The organism is Vibrio sp. SBT000027, from assembly GCF_963894355.1.
Lineage (GTDB): Bacteria > Pseudomonadota > Gammaproteobacteria > Enterobacterales > Vibrionaceae > Vibrio > Vibrio splendidus.
Window position 1 is genome coordinate 493,100 of sequence record NZ_CAWQGD010000001.1, and the last position, 23,729, is coordinate 516,828.

16 protein-coding genes are annotated in these 23,729 nt (G+C 45.6%); 7 read left to right on the plus strand and 9 right to left on the minus strand.

Annotated features, from left to right (window positions below; translation table 11 throughout):
* The first annotated feature begins 159 nt into the window (after positions 1 to 159).
* Positions 160 to 987 carry a MalM family protein gene (locus AACU28_RS02135; RefSeq protein ID WP_102453855.1) on the plus strand — a complete coding sequence of 276 codons (828 nt, stop codon included), beginning with the start codon at positions 160 to 162 and terminating at the stop codon, positions 985 to 987.
* A 604-nt stretch (positions 988 to 1,591) separates the two neighbouring features.
* On the opposite strand, the gene pulA is transcribed toward AACU28_RS02135, so the two are convergent.
* Both pulA and AACU28_RS02145 read right to left on the minus strand, forming a co-directional pair.
* The gene (gene pulA / locus AACU28_RS02140) at positions 1,592 to 5,248 is read right to left on the minus strand and encodes a pullulanase-type alpha-1,6-glucosidase (RefSeq protein WP_121602773.1); all 3,657 of its coding nucleotides are present in this window, start codon (positions 5,246 to 5,248) and stop codon (positions 1,592 to 1,594) included.
* Between the two features lie 386 nt (positions 5,249 to 5,634).
* The gene (locus tag AACU28_RS02145; protein WP_121602244.1) at positions 5,635 to 7,425 is read right to left on the minus strand and encodes an alpha-amylase family protein; all 1,791 of its coding nucleotides are present in this window, start codon (positions 7,423 to 7,425) and stop codon (positions 5,635 to 5,637) included.
* A 157-nt stretch (positions 7,426 to 7,582) separates the two neighbouring features.
* Here AACU28_RS02145 and AACU28_RS02150 point away from each other — a divergent pair, with 157 nt between their 5' ends.
* Positions 7,583 to 7,972, plus strand: a complete 390-nt coding sequence (locus AACU28_RS02150; RefSeq protein WP_108086128.1) for a DUF1294 domain-containing protein — start codon at positions 7,583 to 7,585, stop codon at positions 7,970 to 7,972.
* Between the two features lie 56 nt (positions 7,973 to 8,028).
* Here AACU28_RS02150 and AACU28_RS02155 read toward each other — a convergent pair whose 3' ends face one another.
* Complete coding sequence (locus tag AACU28_RS02155) at positions 8,029 to 8,613, minus strand: LysE family translocator (protein WP_017064223.1); 585 nt, start codon at positions 8,611 to 8,613, stop codon at positions 8,029 to 8,031.
* Between the two features lie 140 nt (positions 8,614 to 8,753).
* Between AACU28_RS02155 and AACU28_RS02160 the strand changes: the two genes are divergently transcribed.
* Both AACU28_RS02160 and AACU28_RS02165 read left to right on the plus strand, forming a co-directional pair.
* A complete protein-coding gene (locus tag AACU28_RS02160) occupies positions 8,754 to 9,194 on the plus strand; it encodes an Lrp/AsnC family transcriptional regulator (protein ID WP_009845852.1) in 441 nt (146 codons plus the stop codon).
* Between the two features lie 26 nt (positions 9,195 to 9,220).
* Positions 9,221 to 10,150 carry a LysR family transcriptional regulator gene (locus tag AACU28_RS02165; RefSeq protein ID WP_121602245.1) on the plus strand — a complete coding sequence of 310 codons (930 nt, stop codon included), beginning with the start codon at positions 9,221 to 9,223 and terminating at the stop codon, positions 10,148 to 10,150.
* Between the two features lie 141 nt (positions 10,151 to 10,291).
* Here the strand turns inward: AACU28_RS02165 and AACU28_RS02170 are convergent, their stop codons facing one another.
* From AACU28_RS02170 to dsrO, 5 genes are all read right to left on the minus strand, one after another.
* Entirely contained in the window at positions 10,292 to 11,353 is a 1,062-nt protein-coding gene (locus AACU28_RS02170; RefSeq protein ID WP_102498122.1) for a c-type cytochrome, read from the minus strand.
* 9 nt (positions 11,354 to 11,362) lie between these two features.
* A complete protein-coding gene (locus AACU28_RS02175) occupies positions 11,363 to 12,004 on the minus strand; it encodes a c-type cytochrome (RefSeq protein ID WP_017064226.1) in 642 nt (213 codons plus the stop codon).
* Positions 12,005 to 12,533: 529 nt separating this feature from the next.
* A complete protein-coding gene (locus AACU28_RS02180; RefSeq protein ID WP_121602246.1) occupies positions 12,534 to 15,626 on the minus strand; it encodes a tetrathionate reductase subunit A in 3,093 nt (1,030 codons plus the stop codon).
* 14 nt (positions 15,627 to 15,640) lie between these two features.
* Positions 15,641 to 16,792: an NrfD/PsrC family molybdoenzyme membrane anchor subunit gene (gene nrfD, locus AACU28_RS02185; protein ID WP_121602247.1), complete on the minus strand. Its 1,152-nt coding sequence runs from the start codon at positions 16,790 to 16,792 to the stop codon at positions 15,641 to 15,643.
* Positions 16,789 to 17,595 carry a sulfate reduction electron transfer complex DsrMKJOP subunit DsrO gene (gene dsrO / locus AACU28_RS02190; protein ID WP_121602248.1) on the minus strand — a complete coding sequence of 269 codons (807 nt, stop codon included), beginning with the start codon at positions 17,593 to 17,595 and terminating at the stop codon, positions 16,789 to 16,791. The genes nrfD and dsrO overlap by 4 nt, the downstream gene beginning before the upstream one ends.
* Before the next feature lie 257 nt (positions 17,596 to 17,852).
* Here dsrO and AACU28_RS02195 point away from each other — a divergent pair, with 257 nt between their 5' ends.
* From AACU28_RS02195 to AACU28_RS02205, 3 genes are all read left to right on the plus strand, one after another.
* Positions 17,853 to 19,724, plus strand: a complete 1,872-nt coding sequence (locus tag AACU28_RS02195) for a sensor histidine kinase (protein WP_121602249.1) — start codon at positions 17,853 to 17,855, stop codon at positions 19,722 to 19,724.
* 11 nt (positions 19,725 to 19,735) lie between these two features.
* Positions 19,736 to 20,338 (plus strand): response regulator transcription factor, encoded by a 603-nt coding sequence (locus AACU28_RS02200; RefSeq protein WP_102492353.1) that lies wholly within the window; start codon positions 19,736 to 19,738, stop codon positions 20,336 to 20,338.
* A gap of 322 nt (positions 20,339 to 20,660) precedes the next feature.
* Positions 20,661 to 21,905 (plus strand): tetratricopeptide repeat protein, encoded by a 1,245-nt coding sequence (locus AACU28_RS02205; RefSeq protein ID WP_121602250.1) that lies wholly within the window; start codon positions 20,661 to 20,663, stop codon positions 21,903 to 21,905.
* Between the two features lie 198 nt (positions 21,906 to 22,103).
* Here the strand turns inward: AACU28_RS02205 and sstT are convergent, their stop codons facing one another.
* Positions 22,104 to 23,318: a serine/threonine transporter SstT gene (gene sstT, locus AACU28_RS02210; RefSeq protein ID WP_004732110.1), complete on the minus strand. Its 1,215-nt coding sequence runs from the start codon at positions 23,316 to 23,318 to the stop codon at positions 22,104 to 22,106.
* Between the last annotated feature and the right edge of the window lie 411 nt (positions 23,319 to 23,729).

Here is a 23,729-nt window from a genome sequence, read left to right on the forward strand (position 1 = left end):
CTTAGCTTAAATCCTAAACTGTCCTAATTCATAGCCGGCTTGCGTCGGCTATTTTTTTAAGGAATGTACGATTAAGTTGATCGTTCCCTAGGTGAATAGTTCTCTTTGTGGTAATTAAAGTTAGTAAATTTCTTAAAAAAATAACAAAAAGGAAGGGTTATGTATTTTAAAGCTCTTATGCTAAGTGGCTGTGTTGCGTTAGCCGGTTGTCAATCTGCGCAAGTAGTCGAGCAAGTGCAAGTTGCGCAAGCTGAACAAGTTAACTCTATTGCTGGTCTTCAATTTGCTTCAATGAAGCTGCCAAGCTCAGCAATTTTTGATGTAACACCAGATAGTCAAATATTAAATTACCAAGGCATCAACAGCCCTGTGGTCGCGATAGAGCTCCCTGCAGACCGTGGTGAGTATTCTATTAAGATCACGAGCATGATCGGCGATACAGCATTTGTACCAAATGCCGTCATTTACGATAAAAATGGTCGTGAGCTAGAGCGTTATGGTAAAGAGAGTTTCGAATACGCGAAACCAAGATTGCACTTGGGGAATCGCTTAGTTGCTGACAACGATTTTTACCCACCGACGACGTCTGAATCGGTTTATTTAGTTATCTATACTGAGCAGCAAGATCTGGATGGTTTTACTGATGTCATTCATCCTGCTCGTTTAGATGCAGAAGGCCGCGGTAACTACTTGCCAGAAATGGAAGATATCCCAGTTCCGAACGCAAACGTAGGTAAGATTGAAGTGACTCTTGATAGAGTAAGTTTCTTCTCGTTTGGTTCTAGCAGTGATTCTAACGTTAAGCCAGCAGCGACAGCTAAGCTTGATACCATTCAACCAGAGACGCAAACTTACTACCATAATGCAATTCAAACGGCAGTAAGTGAAGATAATATTCCGAAAGCTCTGAGCTTATTAGATGAAGCAAAAGCACTCGGTATTGAAGGCGCACAAGAAGTATTTGTAAAAGCCGTCAATAAAAAGTAATCAAACGGTTTGTATATACTGAATGATATGAAAATAAGGGCTCCTAGTTAGGGGCCTTTTTTATTGTTTTTGATAAGAGATAAGAGATAAGAGATAAGAGATAAGAGATAAGAGATAAGTGAAAAGGAACATTTATATTCACTGAATACTTGGGTTTTAAATAACCACTGGCTTACACATAATAATTAATGGCTAATATAAATAGACGTTATTGGTCGTTTATGGTTTTGATTGACTAACTGCCAATTAAAACACTTCCGCTTATTTTACTCTTCTCAGACAGCTGAATACGAACTCTATTGACGAATAGCCATTTCATTTATCAACCTAAACTCGGCTTCCTAAATTTCTCATACACTTAAATTAGACGCTCACACGAAGTCGTTATGCTTTCTACTACTAAGAACTAAGAACTAAGAACTGAGAACTAAGAACTAGGCGATTCGTCTATCACTTAACATTGCGTATTGTTCGATGGGAGGCAAAGGAAATGGTGTATTTGGACTGGTATTTGTTGAGAATAAAAAAAGGGAGACTGACGTCTCCCAAAGGCTAGCTTTCGCTGGTTTTATTATCTGTTTATTCGAATCATTAGCTTTAAGGCTTAATTCTTGGTTACTGAAACTACGGCTTTCTCCACATTGTCATCTAATTCATGAATCGCATTCAGAGTGAATGTGTAGCTGCCTGCTTCAGTTATGCTCAGTTGGCAGTTACCATCAGTACCAAGGTTGATCGAGCCATCGGCAAATTCGACAGATTCACAACCAAAGTTAGGTGATACCCAATCAGCATCTGCAAACTTAAAGCCGTGTCCATCCTTATCGTCTTTAGGCTTAGGTACTTGCACTGTCAAAGAGTAAACACCATTAGCAACAAAGCTCATCGCCCAATCATCACTTGCGCCCCATCCATTCATATCACCACGAACATACACGGTTGTTTGGCCGTATGGTGGGATGCTAGATACATCCTTGTCTGAGTTATCAACCGGCAAGCCAGCACCTTGTGCATCGCCTTGAGCTTGTACAAATACAGCGGTGGTTAATGCAGGTACTGTGAAGGTTTCAGCGGCAAAGCTTACGCCTTTCACTGTGTCATCAGCTGAACTTTGTTGAACTGTGTGCAGTGCGAAACCTGTAGCTCCTGTGATTTTGAATGATTGAGACTCGTTGGTTGAGTTTACAACAGCAACAATTGCATCGTTGGCTGGGTCAAGGTCTTTACCTGTTGAGATACCATCATCGATAGACATCACGATTAGGCCTTCGACTTGCTCCTCACCAACATTGCGGAAGTCGACACGCTTCATGACTTCGTCTGCTGTGTCTAAGCGGAACAGTTCGCTTGAGCTACGGATTTTCAATAGCTCTAGGAATTGCTGCTTAGTCAGCTCAATGTCGTCTGCGTCTGGTTTAGCCGTGCTGTCAGCAATGATGGTTTTGATCAAATCCCAGTTAGCACCATCTTTATCTTCACGTGGTAAGCCAACATTCCAGTTGTTGTCAGTGCCATTAAACATTACGCGGTTGTACCAGTCACCTGAATCGTAAGAATCGCGCTGCATAGACTTAGAGCGCAACAGTTCAGAACCCATATGGATGAATGGTATACCTTGGCCTAACATCACGGTAGAAAGCGATACAGACTGCATGCGAGCACGCTCTGCAGAACTAGTACCTGCAGCGATCTTGTAAGCGTTGTTGTCCCAAAGCGTTTGGTTATCGTGTTTTGAAACGTAAGAGATGTTCTCTGAAGGCATTTTGGTGTAGCCAGCGGGCGCACCGTTGTAATCGACGTTTTTACCCAGTTTGGTGTCGCCTTTGTAATCAATCAACACGTATTCTGCGAGGTTACCTGCCATGCCTAAACGAACAAGATCTTGGTTGTGTAAGCGACCGTTGATTGAATCTTGATCAACTTTGGTCTCTTCGTTGGCAATCGCTGCGTTACCAAAGCCTTGGTTAAAGCGAAGTGGGTGGTTGCCTTCTGAATCGACGCCACCATCAAACGGGCTACCGCCACGTACGGCGTCACGCAGACGGTCCGAGAAGGTACCGATCTCAGTGCCTGCCATGTTGATTTGGTTCGCTTGATCGAAGCGTGCGTTATCCGCTACTTCACCGAAATCCCAACCTTCACCGTAGAACAGTGTGTTTTCGTCGATTTTACGTACTTCAGCAAGAGCTTCTACCATCACATCTTTTGGTTGGTGGCCCATTAAGTCAAAACGGAAACCATCCACTTTATAATCGTCAGCCCACACCTTAAGTGAGTCGACCATCAATTTACCCATCATTAGGTTTTCAGTCGCAGTGTTGTCACAACAGGTTGAGTTTTCGACGCCACCTGTGTTGACGTTAAGACGGTGGTAGTACCCAGGGACAATCTTATCCAGCACTGACTTATCGTTCACGCCAGACGCATTGGTATGGTTGTATACAACGTCCATGATCAGCTTAAGATCCATGTCGTGCGTTGCTTTCACCATTTGACGGAACTCTAGAATACGCTTAGAACCATTAGGATCTGTCGCGTAGCTGCCCTCTGGAACCGTGTAATGGAATGGGTCGTAGCCCCAGTTGAAGCTGTCGAGCATACGCAGGTCGTTCATTAGCGCTTGTGCATCGCCTGTTGAAGGATCATAACCATCGAGTACTTCTTCGATGACTTTGTTTTCGTCTTCGTTTCCACATAAGGCGGCAGTCGGTTTTACATCACATAGCTTACCAACGGTGTCAGTAATATCGACACGGCTCGCTTCATCTTCATCGACGGTAGCGATATCGAATGCCGGTAAGATATGTAGTGTCGTTAAGCCCGCATCTTTCAATTCTTGAAGGTGTTTAACCGACTCACGATCTGCTTCTGTGAGAGCGAGGTACTTGCCGTTTAGGCTTTTTGTTCCGAGCTTATCGCTGAAGCTAAAATCACGAAGATGTGATTCGTAGAGTACGTGGTCTTCGTCTTTCTCTACGGTTGGGCGTTTATATCCAACCCAACCTTCAGGCATTAATGCTGAATCATCAAGATCGATGACTTGAGAGTATGCAGAGTTTTTCGATAAGCTGAGTGAGTAAGGGTCGGTTACTAAGCGAGTCTCAATGTTGCCTGTGGTTGGGTGGTAAACCTTCACTTGGTAGCGATAGTAACTGTTGACAGCGTTAGGTACCGCATCAGTCGCCCAAATACCCGTCTCAGTGCTTTCTGTCATTGGGAACACTTGTGAACTTTGCAGATCTTCGCTGTATAGGACGAGTTCTACATCTTGCGCTGTTGGTGCCCAAAGCTTGAAGGTAGCCGCACTGCCTTCAACAATTGCGCCTAGTTCTTCAGCCATTGCATTACCAGCGTCTTCGCTAGCAAATACTGCATCAAGCACACCAGGTTTTTGAACCTCAGTTGAAGAGATAACATCGCCATTGGCATTGTAGGCAACAAAAATTATCTGAGATTTTAAAATAGTGCGAAGTGTGCTGTCGTCAACATCGATAGCCAGGGCTGGTAAGCTTGCAAGGTGGCGGAAACGCTCTTTCAATTCAGAGGACAGCTCCCCGTCTTTGCTTAGTTCAATTGCAGTTCCGCCGACAATTTCTTTGTCGTCGTTCATCGTGATGCTGTTATCTAATGCATAGAAGAGTTTTACAGAATCGGCATTACTAGCTGCTTCCCAAGCGATGGTGGTTGCATCTAACCAATGTGCTTTTTGGCCATCAATATTGACTGGTCTTTCTGAGATTGGGTCGTAGTACAACTCGCTGCTGCCATGGAATCCGAATACACCTTGCGAATCACCAAGCTTGGTTAATTCGACTTTCGAATTGGCACTACCAAACGCTTTTTCGTCGCCATTGTGTAAGATGAAGTTCATGCATTTATGCGGGTCAGAAGCATCAGGATCGACTTTCAACACATAGTAGGCACCGTAGGTATCGCTGATACCATCAAATTCATAAGGTGCTTCCCAGTTAGTCCCTGTTTCACTTAACCCCATGGCTACTAAGTCTGTGCTGGTACAGCCTTCGCCATTCCAAAGGTGCAATCCCCAGCCATCATAGGTCGAGCTAGACGTGCTAGCAGCCGCGACATCACGTTTGTAGTAAACAACGACTTCGTTTTCGCCAGCTTTGTATAAGCCACTGTTGCCAGCATCCGTGTCGCTGTCGTTATCGCTACCACAGCCTGCGATAAGGGTGGCAGTGAAGAGAGGCAGAATCGCTTTGGCTAGCGTTGATCGTTTGAAGCTTCTCTTTTTTGTAATGTTGAAGGTGCGTTGTAGAGTGATGTTCTTATTAATATTTATGTTGTTCACGTTTGATATCCATATTTCACTTTTTATGAAGATGAATATCCTAGTCCGAATGATGGCCAACTATTTGTGATGGCTATATGTAAAGTTATTTTTAATACGTAAAAATAGGAAACCTAGTGTCAATATCACGCTTTGTATTTGGTTTAAGTGAAATTAATTGGATCAATAGCTAATATGTTCGATATTAATAACCTAAGGCGTAGAAGCTAGGAGTAGATAATAAGGATGAGAGCTCATCCTTATTAATGTGAGGAATGTATCGAATTGAGGTGAAGTTAATTTAATGTGGGAATTAAGTTATTTGTCAATTAATTAAAACTCAGATTGTTTGGGAGTTAATAATGATAAATATCCTGTTCAGATAAGGAAAATACCCAAACCAACGAAGCCAGTGGCTTTAGTTCAAGACTAAAACTGCCAATACTTTCCTCAACGTTTAATACCTGTTGTTGAACGCCTTCAATATGTTCATCTAGCAAGTAATTTCCATTCGCTATTTTGAGCTTTTGGATGACATCGTTTGGAACCTTTAAGTGAATACTCTCTGTGGCGTGTTGGCTGAAATTTGCGGCAGCAATGGTTAGCTCTTGGTGGTCATAGCGCAGAAATGCGTAGACTGAATCACTCAAACTACTACACTTGTGTAAGTCTTGGTAATCACCAGTCATTGAAGAGTGCTCAAGCGAAAAGTTCATTACCTTCTGATAGAAGTGACGTAGTTGCTTTTCGTTGTCGTTTAATAATCCGGCATCGAATGCACCGTGATTCATCCATTTTTGGTGTTGTGGGACTCCGACGTAATCGAATATAGAGGTACGAGAGGGCTGTCCAAACCCTGCGTTTTCCGCTCCAGGTTCACCAACTTCTTGTCCAAAATAGATCATGGTTGGTGAACTGCTCAATAACGCACTGACTAGCATTGCAGGTTTCGCGATATTTGGATTGCCAACAAACTCGGGAGAAGCGATGCGTTGCTCATCGTGATTGTCCAAGAAGTGCAGCATGTGGTGTTCAATATCCATCATCTGATGCTGGATTTCGGGGATGATAGCCGTTGAAGCCTTGCCTTGCATGATGTCTTTGAGGCCATCGTATAGATCAACCTTGTCATAGAGGTAGTCCATTTTTCCTAAGTGGATATAGTCGCGATATAAGTCCGGTTGGTACACCTCAGCCATTAAAAAGGCATCTTGGTTTTTCATCTTTATAGATGAATTAAGGTAACTCCAGAACTCAACAGGCACCATCTCAGCCATGTCGTAGCGGAACCCATCAACACCTTTTTCTAACCAAAACAATGTTATACCTCGAAATTTCACCCAAGAGCTAGGCACAGCAGCCGATTCCCAGAAATGATGATGCTCTCGGTAATCTCGCTGGGCATAGTCACTCGGTAGTTCAGGGAAGTCTTTTGAACCGTCTGGTCGCACGCCATAATTGATTTTCGCCGTTTCATACCAATCATCGAAACTAGGCTTGGCTAAACGAGAGCCGTTACCCGTCCATTTGGCGGGCGTCTCTATAAACGGGGAGCTTAGGTTAGGGTGCTGTTCACCACCAAGCGGCGTAAAGGCGGGCTCGATATCTGGCAGTTCAAAGGTGCTGTTGGGGATGTAGTAAAAGTTATTGTCTCTGTGGTATTCCAGCGTTGTGTCATCGTGAGCGCCGAAGTCACTGACGCCTTGTGGGTTGTTTAAGCCTTGATAATGACGCGCAACGTGATTCGGTACGATATCGATGATCACTTTTAAACCGTTGTTGTGGCTTCTTTTTATCAATGCCTCAAACTCTTCTAACCGATGGTCAGGATTATTGGCGAGGTCCGGATTGACGGAGTAGTAATCTTTAATTGCATAAGGGGAGCCTGCTCGGCCTTTTACCACGCTTGGGTGATCGTCTGAAATCCCGATGTGCTTGTAATCATTGATGATGGCGTGATGTGGCACTCCGGTATACCAAATATGAGTCATACCGAGTTTGCGGATTTCAGACAGCGCTTTATCGGTAAAATCACTGAACTTACCGACGCCATTTTGTTCGATTGTGCCCCATGGAACATGTTGGGTGTTCTTATTACCAAATAAACGCGTAAAAACTTGGTAGATGGCGTACTTTTGGTTGTACATATTTATAATTCCTTTAACTTCCATCATGTTATGTAGGGATGAATGGGCTTGTTTATTCTTTGCAGGCTAACCGAATTACAATATGCCTTACTCATCCTTATCAAAATCTACAGGGCGTAATTGCTACAGTATGTGAGCTGTTGCCCAAAAGGAGTTGATGTTGTCTTCATCTATTCAAATCGTTATCACTTATCTTGTTCTGGTTGCGGTATCTGTGTTGTTTGCGGAAAGTTCTAAAGCGCTGTTGGTGTGGTATTTGGTTATCGGTGTGGTGACGTTTTTTGTGTACGCGAAGGACAAGCGAGCTGCGATCAATGGCAATTGGCGCGTGCCAGAGAAAACCCTGCATACTTTTTCTGTTGCTGGTGGCTGGTTAGGGGCGTTGATAGCTCAAGATAAGCTGCGTCATAAAACGCAGAAGCAGCCGTTCAGATCCATCTATTGGCTGACAGTGGTAATTAATGTAGCGGCGTTTGCGTGGACGTTAACCCCAAGCGGGCAGGCAATTTTTGGTCGTTGGCTTAGCGAGATTATTGGATATCTTTAACGAGAATGATGGCTAGTAGTCGTGCACTAACCATCACAATATAGGACGTTATTTGATTAGAGCATCGGAATCGTTGAGGCTAGCAGCAAGCCGGCCATACCGTAGTTGAAGCTTTTGATGCGAACGGGTGTTGTTAACCAGTGCTGCAGCTGTTTACCTGCTGCCGTCCAGAATGTGACTGATGGTAAGTTCGCTAGCGTGAAGATACCTGCGATGATCGCAAGCTCCCACCATGAACTGCCACTGCTATAGACTGAAATCGCCGTCAGCGCCATCGACCAACCTTTAGGGTTTACCCATTGAAAACTGGCAGCGCCGAGGAAGGTCATTGGTTTAAAAGCTTCAGTACTTTTTGCTTTGCCGCTCAATGCTATCTTGATTGCAAGGTACACGAGGTAAGCAAGGCTCAGGTATTTCAGTATTTGGTGAGTAACTGGGTACGCGTTGAAAATGCCCATTAAACCGAAGCCAACCAGCAGCAACATGGCAGCAAACCCTAGAGCAATGCCAAGCATGTGCGGAATAGTGCGGGCGAAGCCAACATTTGCTCCTGATGTCATGAGCATGATGTTATTTGGACCTGGTGTGAAGGTCGAGACAAACGCAAACAAGGCAAGTGCGCTAAGTTGTTCTAAAGGCATTATGGTTCTCCAGCAAAAAATGAACGAAGTGACTGACCAGTCATGACTTTCACGTGTTGAGAAACATAGTAGGTGGAAAGTGAGGCAATTATGTGCTTTTATTTCCTCTATTATCACTAAATGCACAATAATAAGTACCTATGGATAGATTTGACGAAAGGATATTGCAAGAGCTTAAATTGGACGGCAGAATCTCCAACATTGAGCTTTCAGAACGAATTGGTTTGTCGGCTTCTGCGACCTTAAGGCGCGTACAAGATCTTGAGCGTAAAGGTATCATTCAAGGTTACCGCGCAGTTCTGGATAATGGTCTGATGGGCGTTGGTTTTATTGCTTACGTTTCGATTGGTTTATCGAGCCACAGCAAAGCCGCCCAACTGGAGTTTGAACAGCACGTCAGTATGGAAAAAGAGGTAGTGGAGTGTCACAATATTACCGGTGCCAACGAATACTTGCTAAGGGTAGAAACCAAAGATCTACCGGGCTATAAGAAGTTTCATGCCGATGTGCTTGGGGAATGTGCTCAGGTGCAATCTATTACGACCATGGTTGTGATGGATACACCCAAAGACGAACGCTAGTCGAGTTTTATTTCAGGAGAGGCACTGTGCCAAATACCAATCAATTGTTATTGTTCTTAGATGTGGTTCAACAAGGGTCGTTTACCAAAGCGGCAACCTTGCACGATATGGACAACTCATCGCTCTCTAAACAGATAAAAAAACTCGAGCAAGATTTAGGTGTTCAGTTGCTCAACCGTTCTACGCGTTCGTTCTCGTTGACGTCGGCAGGGGAAGATATTCTTGCGCAAACCTATGTGCTGAAAGACACCATCAATCAGATCCAAGGCATTGCAGATTCATACCAGTCTGAACCCAAAGGTGTACTGCGAATTACTTCACCGATCTATTTTGGGCAGCAATATCTGCAACCTATCATCACTCAGTTCATGAGAAAGTACCCGGATGTTCAGATCGTACTGTCGTTGGACGATAAGATCGCCAATATTATTGCTGGGCAGTTTGATATTGCGTTTCGCTTCAGTAAGCTCGTGGAATCGAATTTGATTGCGAAGAAGATTGCCGACAGTAACTTTATGTTGGTCGCGTCAAACGATTTTGTTAAGGAGCATGGTGAGCCTAAGACGCCACAAGATCTGCTCGCGCTGCCTGCGGTGATTTATACCAATGGTGATATGACGGTCGACCATCTGCGCATTAGTGAAGAGCCGAGAGGTAATACCTTCCAGAGCCTAACGATTCGTGGCAACTATAAGGTGAGTGATGTTCGTACCATGGTGTCTTGTGTGAAAGATGGTCTAGGTTATGGCTTCCTTGATCAATCAAACCTGTATGCCTCAATGAAAGAGCTTGGCTTGGTTACTTTGCTTCCGGATTATCCGATCTCGACGATTGATACCGCAATCTACGCTGTGTATCCACACCGTAAACAGACCAAACTGGTCAAAGAGTTCATTACCACGGTTCAAGACTATATTGGCTCTCCGACGATTTGGGAGAAGATGCAGCAAGGTTAGTTGTTTTTCTAATCGTTCAAACATAAAAAAGGAGCCAGAACGTCGAACGATCTGGCTCCTTTTTATTCTTCCAGCTATAACTGATTTACAATGTAAAGCTTAGTTATAGCTGGCGTGAGCGGCTCTTTTTACTAATGCCTATCAATGCTCATGAATCACTTCTTTACCACTTGGGTAGGCTTTTGAACCCAGAACATTACCGTCGACTTCTTTACCATAGTAACCTTGGTGGTTGTGGTAACGCTTAGCATTGCCGGCAACATCACCCTTGTATCGTGGGTCTTGTGGGCGTTCATGACTGTTCACAAATGCGGCTACATCCCATGCATCCTGAATTGAAAGCTGTTGGCTCTTTCCAAGCGGCATGTTTTCGTAGATGAAGTAAGCTGCTGTATTTACACGGTGCATACCTGCGCCCCAGTTGAACGAATTCTCGCCCCAAAGAGGTGGTAGGTATGAGCGGCCATCAGCCCCTTTAATGCCTTCACCATTTTGACCATGGCAGGTTTGGCAGCTGGTTTGGTAAACCTTTTCGCCACGGGCTATCGATGGCTCTTGTTCAGGGTTTGCAATCTTAGGGTAGCCACGGCCGGCCAGTTTACTGCGGTCATCGATTGGGTATTTGCTTAACAGCTCTTCAGGAAGAGGGAAGCTTTCAGCTTTGCCACCAACTTGTAAATCAGCATCGCTGATCTCAGGGACAGGCGTGTCTTGCATGCCGTTCTTATCTAGGATTCCACCCATCGCCAGCCAGTATGAGTAAGCCGTGAGTGCGACCATTTCTTTTGAACCCTCAGCCGGTGGCAGGCCATTCATTGAGTAGGTGAAGCAACCTTGGATACGTTCTGCGTAGCTGTTTACCTTGTCGTTCTTGGAACGATACGCAGGGTAGGCCATGTACGCACCCCAAAGAGGGGCAGCGTTAGGCTTCATGCCCGCTTGCATGTGGCAGTTTACACAGTTTTGTTCATTGCCTACGAACGTACCACGCATCTGTTGTGAATCGACAAACAGCGAATAACCCAATTTTACTTTGTCGCCAAATTCCCCAGCAGGGATATCAACCAAGTCTCGTGGCACCAGATATTTGTTATCTTGAGGCTTCTCAACGGCTGGCAGTTCGGTTTGGCGATCGGGCAACTCAGCTTCGGCATAAGCGATTCCAGAGGCAAGGGTTGCGGTAATTAAAAGTAATGTTTTCATGCGAGCCCTTTAGTATCGGAAAGAGGCGAAGTAGTAAGACAGGTTTTTGATCTCATCGTCGGTCAACTTGCCTGCGATGTTGCCCATCATGTTCAAATCATCACCCTTACGAGTGCCATTTTTCCAAGCGTTGAGCTGAGTTTGAATGTAGTCGGCATGCTGGCTTGCTAGGCGCGGGAATTTGTCTACGCCCATCCCGCTTGGCCCATGACAGGTTGCACAGGCTGGAATGTTTCTATCCCAATCGCCTTGGAATACAAGTTTACGATAGGGGTTATCGATATCAGCCTGTGAGCCGCGCTGCTCTAAATCGGTAAATTCGTATGAAGGCAGTGATGCAAAGTATTCTGCGACCTCACGACGAACAGCGGGATCAGATACACCGTCAGCCATTCCCTTCATGATCGCGCTTTGACGCTCACCACTTGAGAACAGAACCAGTTGATGTTCTAGATAGTCAGCATTGAGCCCTGCAAGCATAGGGGCAATGTTGGGCATGCCTTTACCGTCGGCTTGATGGCAGCCGCTACAAGTTTCTGCGGCTTCTGGCATTGGATTAGGTGCTGCTTGTGCAAAAGCGGATAAAGAAAGGCTTCCTAGAGCAGCGATGCAAAGCGTTAGAGTTTGAGTTTTAATTGTCAGCTTAGTCATGAGGCGTCGCTATTGGTTGTAATGCACGCATTTTCGACATAATTGGTTGTTCGCGCTATTGTGGATTTCCACATTAATTCACTTGGAACTTGAGGTGAGTCTCACATTAATAACCTCATTTACCATAATGATATTGATGTGAACTTCGATAGGCTGATCCAACTGCCGTTTATGAAATGCAACAAGGGAACTGCCATGTTCGCCTCGGTATAACTGCTTGTTAAGGCTCTTTTATGGCACCGATTGTATAAGCATAGCTGCTTTATGGAGGCGGGCTAAAAAAGTTGTGGTGAAATGAAGATTACCTAATGGCTTTGGGTTGATTACTCTATCTAGAGCAGATGCTTTATCTAGATTGGGTGCTTTATGTAGATTGGACGTTTATCCAAATAGGGTGCTTTTCTAGATCAAGGGGACGAAAAAGCAGAGCAACCTCGAATGACGAAGTTGCCCTGTTGTGTTCTCATCTGCAAATCAGATAAGGAAGTGTTTTGACTCAGTGATTAAGTTATAGCTTGCTGAGTTTAAGCTAGACTTTGTAGATCTTAGCTGGAAGCGCTTGTCTTGCTGCTGCACCCACAACCCAATCCAGCATTACACCTTTGCCTTCTCTCGTCGGGTCGATCAAGCCTATATCATTGATGTTAACGCCATCGTTCGACTTCATCTTCACTGGTTGTTGTGTGTCACCAATCCAGTGGGCACGTTCGCCGAGTTCTTTATGACCAAAGCCGTGTTCAAAGCCTAATGTGCCTTGTTTGATGCCATCAATCACCATCGCCAACGCGTGTGTGGTTGAACTCGGTGTTTCAATGGCAAATACGTCACCAGTTTTGATACCCGCAGAAGAAGCATCTTGCGGGTGGATGTAAACAGGGTTCACTCCTTTAATAGATTCCAAGCGTGGTGACAAATTAGAGACCGCACTGTGAATGTTGGACTTAAAGTTGGTTAGGGTGAACGGCCACTCTTTTGCTGGGAACTGCTCTGCCAAAGGTGTGCCGTCTGCCAGTTTTTGTGGATACCATGTCGGGCAACCCATGTACTGTTCGCCACTGATGGTGTTGCGAGAGGTACCCAGCTTTTCATTCCAGATAGCCAAAGGTTTGGTCCATTTGTACTTCATAGTTTCATTGGTGTAGGCATTGGTTGCGTCTTCAAAACGACCGCCACGCGCAAAGATATACGCCACTTTGAGCATCTCTTCTGGTTTAAGCGTTTTGTTCATTACAGGTATAAGGCGCTCTAGACCAGACCAAACGATATCTTCAGCGTCTACATTCGGCACGCCGCCTTTTACAAATGCTAAGTTAGCCGCTGAGCGCAGGTAGAAGTCTTCAGCGCTATGAATACCGTGCCAGTTACCTTGGTTGTCTTTGATTACGTTATCGCCAAAGCCACCTAAGCCCAGTGTTTTCGCCAGATCAATAAAGAAGTTCTCTAGGTTGATGGCGCGCCCGTCTTGAGTGCGTGAGGTTTTAGGCTCAACAATCGGCCAACGAGCGGTTATCGCTTTAGTCGCGACGCCATGCCAAGGTGTTGCCATGCCCCAGCTTTCGTAGGTCACTGTGTCTGGCACGAGGTAATCCGATAATGCTGTGGTCTCATTGATGAAGGCATCGATAGACACGATCAAGCCAAGCTGTTTTGGATCTTTAAGCTTTTCACCCAGCAAGTTATCTAAACCCGGAACACCATAAAGTGGGTTCGCCATGTGGTTGATCCATGCCTTTGCTCGGTAAGGATAGCCATCAATTGCAGCTGATAAGTGCTCGGTTAAAAGCGGTGCTGAGATTGGGTACCACGGCGCGCGTGTCGGGTAAGGTGACTCGCCTGCGGCAACGCGACGTTTGTATTCGCTGGTTTTTTGGTACGGGAACTTGCTGCGGGACAAGAATACACCTTGCGGCTTAGTCTTACCTTTAAACTTAGTAAAGTCGTAGCGTGGGCCTGCAACCGAAGTCGGGTAGCCGCCTGCTTTCGCCATCGCCCCGCCTTTTGCATTGATGTTACCGATCAGCGCGTTCAGCATTAGGATAGAGAACGAGTTGTAGAAGCCGTTGGTGTGCATGTTGCCACCGTGAGTATCGACGACGGCTTTTGTCCCGTAACTCGTGAAGCGTTTCGCAAGTGCAATAATTTGATCTTGAGGGATTTCACACTGCTCACTGTAGTAAGCAAGGTCATATTTGAAGGCTTCTTCTTTCAATCTTTGTAGAGAAGATTTCACGCGAACAGTCTGACCATCGATTTCTACGTCTTGATCGACGAACAGCGCCGCTTCATTCACCTGAATATGTGATGCTAACAGTGACGTTGTCACATCAAGTGCGATAAATCCGTCATCGTCAGACATCGGTTCGCCTGTTTCTAGCAAACCCATATCCGATGCACGAAGCATACGCCCATTTTGTGGGTGCGATTCGTCACTGATCACAAGGTGAGATGCATTACACCAGTGTGTGGTGCCTGCTTTTTGCATCGCTTGCGCATTTGGGCGAGACAAGAAGTCGTGATTGTAGCGCTGGTTTTCGATGATCCACTGGATCATACCCAGAACTAATGCTGAGTCAGTGCCCGGTTTGATCGGAAGCCAGTTGTTACGATCGCCCGCCGCAAGGCTTGACGATCCTGCCGGAAGGCTTGGAGTGACAATGGTGTAGCTCAGCTTTCCGTTGGTACGAGCCTCAGCCAGTTGTCTCGCCTGGCGCTTGAACGGGTTACCCGCTTGAGCTGGAGACATACCGATGAAAAGAATGAACTCTGCATTGTTGAAATCTGGCTTTAAGTGCGAGAACTTGTCTAGATCGTTCATGATAGCGCCTGAACCTGCACGGAACGCGTAACCACAGTAAGATCCATGATGACCAAAGTTACGTGTGCCGTAGCTGTTAAATGCAAAGCGCTTCAAGATATCGTCACGACCTTCATTACCGGCATTGGTCACAAGCAGTTGGTTGGCTTTTGGACCGTATTCAGGGTTATTTGGATCAAGTGGTGTTTCGATGTCGCGAATCGATCGCAAGCCTTCAACTTCGCCTTCTCCAAACAAGTCACCACCCTCAGTGATCTCAGAGATAAGCTGTTCGTAGCTGATTGGTTCCCACTTGCCTTCACCACGCTTACCAACACGTTTTAGCGGTTGAGTGATTCGGTAAGGGCTGTTTTGAATCTCCAACATGCCATTACCACGAGCGCAGGCTGTCGAGCGGTTATTGATACCGGATTCGCCAGACAAGCCAATGTAGGCATCTTTTATCGGTGTTTTGAACGGGATCTGCTGATCACTTGAAAGCGGGTGATATGGGTTACCTGAGATACGTAAAATCTCATCATTGCGATTATCGATACGTACACGCAAGCCACACAGTGTCCAGCAGCCAAAACACATTGACGGTGCTACGCGTTGGTTTGGATTTGGCGAGATCTTACCCTGCTCATCGACACTGTATTCCGTCTCTAACGAATTACCGTGATGGATGTGATTGGTTTTCTTACCTGCGGTGCCATCGATAGCACCGTGAACCATGTGCTTTGTGGTTGTCGCATAACCTGCAGCAAAAGCTCCAACACCACCGGCAGCAAGGCCTGTTTTCAAAAATTGACGACGTTTGTTATCCATGATGATTCCTCAGACTACAAGCTATGTGAGCGGTTAAGTGGTGACGATGATGTATTTTGGTTTGGCTTAGATGCTGTCTTTGTCGCAGAGCCAGTTGTTCTTGACGATCCAGCAGACACGATTTCAGAGGCGAACAACGCAAGTGCTAGCCAAAGGCCGCACATGCCAACGATGCCAAGTAACCCAGCACTACCCATTGGTAATTCATAAGGGAATGGACCCACATCAAAACGGGGAATGGTTTGAACTTCCATCATGGTGACCCAACGTACCGCCCATGCAGAAACTATGGTCGCAAGCGCAACACAGACAATTCCTAGCTTACTTTGCGATAGGCGTTGCAGTGGTAGAACCAAGATCATGCACAGCAAAATGCTGGTGGTCATGATGCCTAAATTGATGCCCCAAGCGTCGTTCTCATACAGGCTGAAGTGACCATGGTTAGATGCCCAAATCGACGTGAGAATGATGGCAAGGCCACCAGTTAAGGTAATGGTTCTTTGTATCAGAGCGAGGTCTGTTGGTTTTAAGCTTGGTTTGCTTGAAGGCAGCAGAGCCCAAATCAACAGCGTTAAACCCGTAGCAGCAAAGAATGCGGTCGTGAACCAAAGTAGTGGAGAAGCCGGTTGATGCCAAAGCGGTCGGCTCGCCAAAATCGCAATCTCTGCGCCTGTATAAAGCGCGATGCTTAGGCCCGAAATAGCCGTCACAGCAGCGAGTGCAATCATTAGCTTTGATGATATTTGCCATTTACCTAGCGTCAGCCAAGACAAACGTTTTAGAAATGGGTTTTCACTTTGTTTAAGCTGTGCGATGTCGTCACGCAGGTAAACCCAAGCAGTCGTGACAGCCAGACCAGAGAATAGAGGTAGAAACAAAGAGCCTAATGACATCCATGACCAAGGCGTGATGTGAGCATAGAAATGCCACGCACGTCCGGGTTGATGCAAGTCACCAGTAAGCGCTAATGGCCCAACAATCGCGCCGATGGCCATCACAAGCACAAGGGCTGCACGAAATTGATGACTGGTTGAATTTTTAAATATCAGGGCAATCAAAAACAGAATCGCCGCCGCGTAAGCCGAACCTATGTAGAAGAAATACTGAACCGCCCACGGTAGCCAAGCGATCTCTTGAGCGGGGACTAACACCTCAGTGATATTCATGCTGTCTCTCCTTGTTCGCTAGAGGATGAGTTATCGATGGCGGCGGGATCATAAATCGCAGGCTGACCTTCGATATGGCTAACGAAACGCTCGTTCATGCCGATATAGAAAACATGGGGGTTGGTATTCTGCTCTGGCTTAAGCACCTTGATGTCGTCTTGGTTTTCATTGAGCAGACGGTTGATCTCGCTGTTTGGATCTTTAAGGTCGCCAATGACACGCGCGCCACCGACACAGGTTTCTACACAAGCAGGCAGTAAGCCGTCTTCAAGGCGGTGTGCACAGAAAGTACATTTGTCAGCGGTAAGGGTGTCGTTATTAATGAAGCGAGCATCGTAAGGACAGGCTTGAACACAATAAGCACAGGCTACGCAGCGTTCGTTGTCGACCATCACTATCCCATCTTCACGCTGGAAGGTCGCTTGAACAGGACAAACCTTGATGCAGGGAGCGTTGTCACAGTGATTACATAGGCGAGGTAACATGAATGATTTCACGTCTTGTTGAGCCGTCGAACCATCATCAAGGGAGACTTCATACTGTTTTACGGTGGTTCTGAACTGGCCAATTGGCGCTTGGTTTTCAACGCTACAGCCAACAGTGCACGCCTGACAGCCAACGCACTTACGTAAATCAATCGCCATGGCGTAGCGTTTGCCTATTTCGCCTTTGCGGTCAGGTTGGTTGTTATTGCGAATGGCTGTGCTTGCGACTGCGGTGTTGATTCCGGCAATGGGAATGAGCGCAGCACCAGCGGAAACCTTGCCGAATTGGCTGAGAAACCGTCTTTTCAATGAGTCCATGGAGGTACCTATAAATGGGTATTCGATCTGTTGGGCTCATTGTCAGATTTTGGGCGTACGCGGGGTATTGTGGATTTCCACATACCCAGATCAAAGTTGATCTAGAACAAATGTGGTTTTCGCTATCTAGCTGTTATGCTTTGTTTTAGGGGCTTATTTAAGGCGCTCAAGCATGAGCTAAGCGCGAAACACGCCGCTGACATAAAATGAATCGAGAATAAATTGAATAAACAGTCCGTTTGGAGAAAGAGATTTCAGTGACAGTCAGAAACCTAATGACAATCGTTGGCCTTTGTTGGTTGAGCCTAACTGCAGGCGCGTGTTTAGCGGCTCAATCGGAGCAAGATATTGCAACGACAAGCACTGTTGAGTCTGAGCAAATCATAGAAGTTGGCGTGTTGGCGACTCGAGGTAAGCTTTCCGCACAGCAGCGTTGGCAGCCGACAATGGATTGGTTGTCTGAGCGCATTCCCGGAAAACACTTTGTTCTTAAGCCTTTCAACTTGGAAGAGATGGCCGAAGCGGTAAAAGATGTGACTGTTGATTTTGTTATCACCAACCCCGGTCAGGCGGTTCGATTAGGACGCCAGTATGCGCTTTCTTGGATGGCAACCATGACCAGTCATAACTTTGAAGCTCAAGGCACCAGTAATACACGCAGCATTGGTTCCGCCTTGGTGGTGAGAAGAATGTCGCCTTATATCTCTCTCGAACAACTTAGCGGTAAGCCGATTGCGGCAGTCTCTGAAAATGCTTTTGGTGGTTACCTCACTATGCGTTACCAAGTGATGCAACAAGGGCTCAACCCCAATCACTTTTTCTCTAATACTCAGTTCTTAGGTTTCCCTATTGATGCTAGCTTGTATCAACTGCGTGAAGGGTACATTGAAGCTGCGGTGGTGCCTGCGTGTTTGGTCGAGAGCATGATCAGCGAAGGTTTGCTGGTGGCGGGTCAATATCGTGTTATCGAGAATCAAGCACCAGAAGGGTTCCGATGTCAGGTGTCTACACCGTTGTACCCTAACTGGTCGTTTGCCAAAACAGAGCGAGCGTCTTCGGCACTGGCGAAACAAATGAGTCAGGTGTTATTTGCGATGCCAAAAAGCAGTGCGCCAGCCATTGCAGCGAATGCATCGGGCTGGACTTCACCGACAAGCTTGCTGTCGATCGACAAGCTATATCAACAACTCGACATGCATCCACTGCAACAACCTTGGTGGAAAGAAGCGTTAATCTGGCTCAAGTACAATCAACAGTGGGCATGGGCGTTCTTTATTCTTGTCGTGTCTCTGAATGCTTACCACTTCTGGCTAGAATACAAATTCAGTCGCAGCAAAAAGCAACTAGAAGCGACGCTGTATAAGCTGAAAAGTAAGAGTGAACAACTAGAGCACTCACAACGTATCGCGGTAGTTGGTGAACTGGGAAGTAGCTTGGCACACGAGATTAATCAGCCTCTGGCAGCAATTCGGAATTATAGCGAAGGTGGTTTACTGCGGATTTCGAAGAACAAACCGCTGACTGACATAGAGCCTGTATTTGAGAAGATCCAGTCGCAAGTGGACCGTGCTGATGCGATCATCCAGCGCCTAAGAAACATGATCAAAAAACGCTCATCAGATAAATCTCAAATTGATATAGAAGTGCTTCTTACAGATACCATCGAGCTACTGCAGTTTAGATTAGAGAAACACAAGATAACCATTGAACGTTATGTTGTGGGTAAACCTATCACGCTATATGTTGACCCTGTCGGATTGCAGCAGGTAGTTGTAAATTTGATCAACAATGCGACTGATGCGTGTAATGCTCAGATGCATCGCGAACAAAGCGCTACGTCTGATATTGGTAACAAAAATAACGAACCATCGACAATTAAAGTGATTACCGAGTATCAACCGGATAAAATGATGCTGTCGGTTATCGATAACGGCACGGGCTTAGATTTTACCGAGCAACAAGTCACTCAAGCCTTTGTGAGCAGCAAAGAAAACGGCTTGGGATTAGGGCTTGCGATTTGCCAAGATGTGATTGAAGACCACAGTGGCAAAATGAGCATTACTTCACTGACTCCTTATGGTTGTCATGTCGCGGTGACACTACCTTCCTCTATTTCAAATGATTCATAAGGAATCTTGTTATGTCTGAACTTCATCAAACGTTGCCGGTCTATGTGGTTGATGACGATGAGTCGATGCGTGACTCATTGGTGTTCTTATTGGAAGAGCATGATTTTACGGTGTCAGCCTATGAAGATGGCCCGAGCTTTCTGGACTCAGTGGATTTGAGTGCGCCAGGTTGCGTGGTGTTAGACAGCCGAATGCCTGAAATGAGAGGGCAACAAGTTCATGAGTTAATGGTGAAAGCGCAGAGCCCACTGTCGGTGATCTATCTGACGGGTCACGGTGATGTGCCAATGGCGGTTGAAGCCTTACAAGCCGGCGCGGTGAACTTCTTTCAAAAACCGGTTAAAGGCAGCGAATTGGCTGAGGCGATCAAGCAAGGGCTAGAGGCTTCTGAAAAGCATTTACACATGAATGTGTATCGCCAAGCGTATGCGTCGTTAACTGAGCGAGAAATCGATATTCTTAAGCAGATTATCGATGGCAAACGTAACCAGAAAATCGCTGATGAATTATGTATCGCGATGAGAACGGTAGAAGTACACCGAGCGAGTTTAATGAAGAAATTCTCAGCGAAGACAGTTGCCGAGTTGGCTTACATATACGGTCAACTGAACTAACTACAGCGACACGAAATTGCTGATAGGTATTCATCAATTTCGTTGTCGTTTTTTAAGATTATTTTGCTCAAAGGTGGTCTTCATTATCGAACTCTATTGAAGCAAGATCACACCATTTATGGAGTGCATAAGGATAGGTCTAAGTAGACTTTTTATCGCTATGTATTCCTGAGATACTGAACTGAGTTCATTTTAGGGCGGAACGTTTTAATAACGGCGCTTTTCCCTGTAATTAGAAACATACCATTCACTATGGGTTGATCACTTTCCCGATATCGGGGCTAGTATCAGCCGAGTTAGGTTAAAATATTTTATGAGTACAATGGGAATCGCAATTGGTGCGACGGCTCTTTCGTTAATACTTGTCGCCGTGTGGCTGATCTCTTTATCGTTAAGAAAGCAGCGCTTGGAACAAGAACGTAAGGCTCGCGCTGTCGCTTACCGAAAAGCGATTGAAAAAGCGCGCATACAAGAGCAAAAAGAGCGTCACTTCAAAGCCGAAACCGGGCATGTACCGTCGATTCTGTATTTGGCAAAAGAAGCGGAACGTAACAATATTAAGGAAGCTCTGTATTGGTACGACAAAGCGGCGCAACTCGATAATATCAATGGCATGTACGGCATTGTGCGCCTAAGCATGAAGCGTAAAGAAGACCTGATTTTAAGAGAGAAAGCCAACTTTTGGCAGCTTGCGATATCCGCATTGGACAATGACGTGTCTGCGAAATTCGAGATGGGTAAAGCGCTCGTCTTTGGTCGCGGAACCGATAAGAACATCCCTAAGGGTTATACCTATATTGAAGAGTCTGCGGCTGGTGGTAATACCGAAGCGATGCTGTTCATCGGTGACTGGTGTCTAGATAAAGAAAACCCAGATTACTCTGCCGAAAGTTCTGTCGAGTGGTACCAAAAGGCTGCGGAAAAGAATAGCTTAGACGGCAAGATCAAACTTGGTATGAGTTATTTGAACGGTGTGGGTGTTGAGCCTAACCATGGTGAGGCTGTTTACTGGTTTGAGACGGCCGCAGAAAAGAACAGTGCAGAAGCCATGTTTAGAGCAGGTGAAGCTTGGATTGACCATGGTGAACACGGCAATGCCATTGCTTATATCTGGTTATTCCTCTCAGCTCATTTTGGCTACGCAGAAGCGAAGCATTTGAGGGATAAAGTCGGCGGGGAACTTGGTGTCGATGCCGTCGTGGGCTTACAGGCCCTAACTAAACCGATAATGACTAAGCTGACACAAGAAGCAATCACTAAGCACTCAATCATTAAGGCGCTCAACAAGCTCTACAAACGCAATATACCTGTTCCTAAGAAAGTAAAAGAAGTGCACGATGAAGAAGGCGAAGAGTTAAATGTCGATGGTAGTCATTTAGAGACCAAAGCGTCGAGTGAGCAAGGTGCTAACGTTGATTACAGCCAGCAGGCGACGCCAAACCATGATAGCGGTGCTGCGAATCAAGGGTCACCCAGCGATCAAGCAACGCATAACAAAGAAGCAAGCCCTAACTCTCTAGACTTCAGTCAGGCAGCTGTGGATCCAAGCTGGAAAAGCAACCACTAAAACGTGTTGGTTAGCTTTGATGAGTTAGACAAAAATGACTGAAGCTATAAATCTATAAATCTATATAGCTTCTAACCGTAATCTAGAAAACCAAGACAACAAAAAAGGGAAGCGAATGCTTCCCTTTTTATTTGTGTGCTATTTGCTTTTAGAGCTTAGAGCTTAGAGCTTAGAGCTAAAGCCTAATACCAAGAGCTGTTAAGCTTTGTTTTGCTCAGCTTTACATACAGCCGCAGTGAACACTACGTCAGTTGAGCTGTTAAGCGCTGTTTCAGCAGAATCTTGAATCACACCAATGATGAAACCAACCGCTACAACCTGCATCGCTACATCGTTTGAGATACCGAATAGGCCACAAGCTAGAGGAATCAGTAGCAGTGAACCACCGGCAACGCCTGATGCGCCACATGCTGAAATTGCAGCAACAAGGCTTAGTAGAATCGCAGTGAAGATATCAATCTCAATACCCATTGTGTGTACAGCTGCAAGCGTTAACACAGTGATGGTGATTGCAGCACCCGCCATGTTGATGGTTGCGCCTAGAGGGATTGATACAGAGTAAGTATCTTCATCTAGCTCTAGCTTCTTACAAAGGTTCATGTTCACTGGGATGTTTGCAGCGCTTGAACGAGTGAAGAATGCCGTTACACCAGATTCACGAATACATTGCAGTACAAGTGGGTATGGGTTCTGTTTTGTCTTTACAAAGACAAGCAGTGGGTTAACGACAAGAGCAATGATCAGCATTGAGCTTAGTAGAACCGCTAGCAGTTGACCGTAGCTTGCTAGTGCATCGAAGCCCGTTGTTGCGAATGTAGTCGAAACAAGGCCGAAGATACCGAATGGCGCAAGACGAATAATGAAGCGAACAATGTGTGAAACACTGTGGCTAAGGTCTTCGAAAACCGCTTTGGTTGTTGCAGATGCGTGGTGCAGTGCAAGACCAAGACCGATAGCCCAAGCAAGAATACCGATGTAGTTAGCGTTCATTAGTGCGCTAACTGGGTTATCTACAAGCTTGAATAGAAGCGTATGAAGAACTTCTGCAATACCTTGAGGAGGGTTAGCACCTTCAGCGCCAGCAACCAGTGTCAAAGTGGTTGGGAACATGAAGCTCAGTACTACAGCAGTCAGTGCTGCAGAGAACGTACCAATCAGGTAAAGCACAATGATTGGACGCATATGAGTATGCTGACCTTTCTTTTGGTTTGCGATAGAAGCTGCAACAAGAATGAATACTAAAATTGGGGCAACAGCTTTCAGAGCACCAACAAACAGACTACCTAATAGGCCTGCATCTTGAGCTGCTGAAGGAGAAACCATGGCGAGAACGACACCGAAAACAATACCAGCAAGGATCTGTAGAACGAGATTTCCACGAGCGATGCGGGCGAGCATGTTGTGATTTTGCATAAAATACCTGCAATTGTTAATTTATTATAGTGATGTATTTTTTTATAAAGTTGTACCAAATCCAACTATACACTAGTGGAATGGGCGGTCATATTAGCGGGATCTAAGAGGGTGTCTAGGAATAGTTTACTTTTAGGGTGATTGTTTGCGCTACGTGGTGTTTTTAGAGCTAAATGTTAAATTTTTGTACTCTTGTTGAGATATAAATCTGCATGATAATACTCATTCGGGTCAATGTTCTGGCTCTGGTGTCGTCAGAGTCGATTAGCAAGATCATTGTGTGCAGAAATGATCTCATCGAATTCCTATTGATATAAAGAAGACCTGTTAATACAAAGAAGCCTCGCTGATACAAAAAAGCCCCAGCCCAATGCATTAAAGAGCTCATGAATTAATGAGCTAATACGCGAT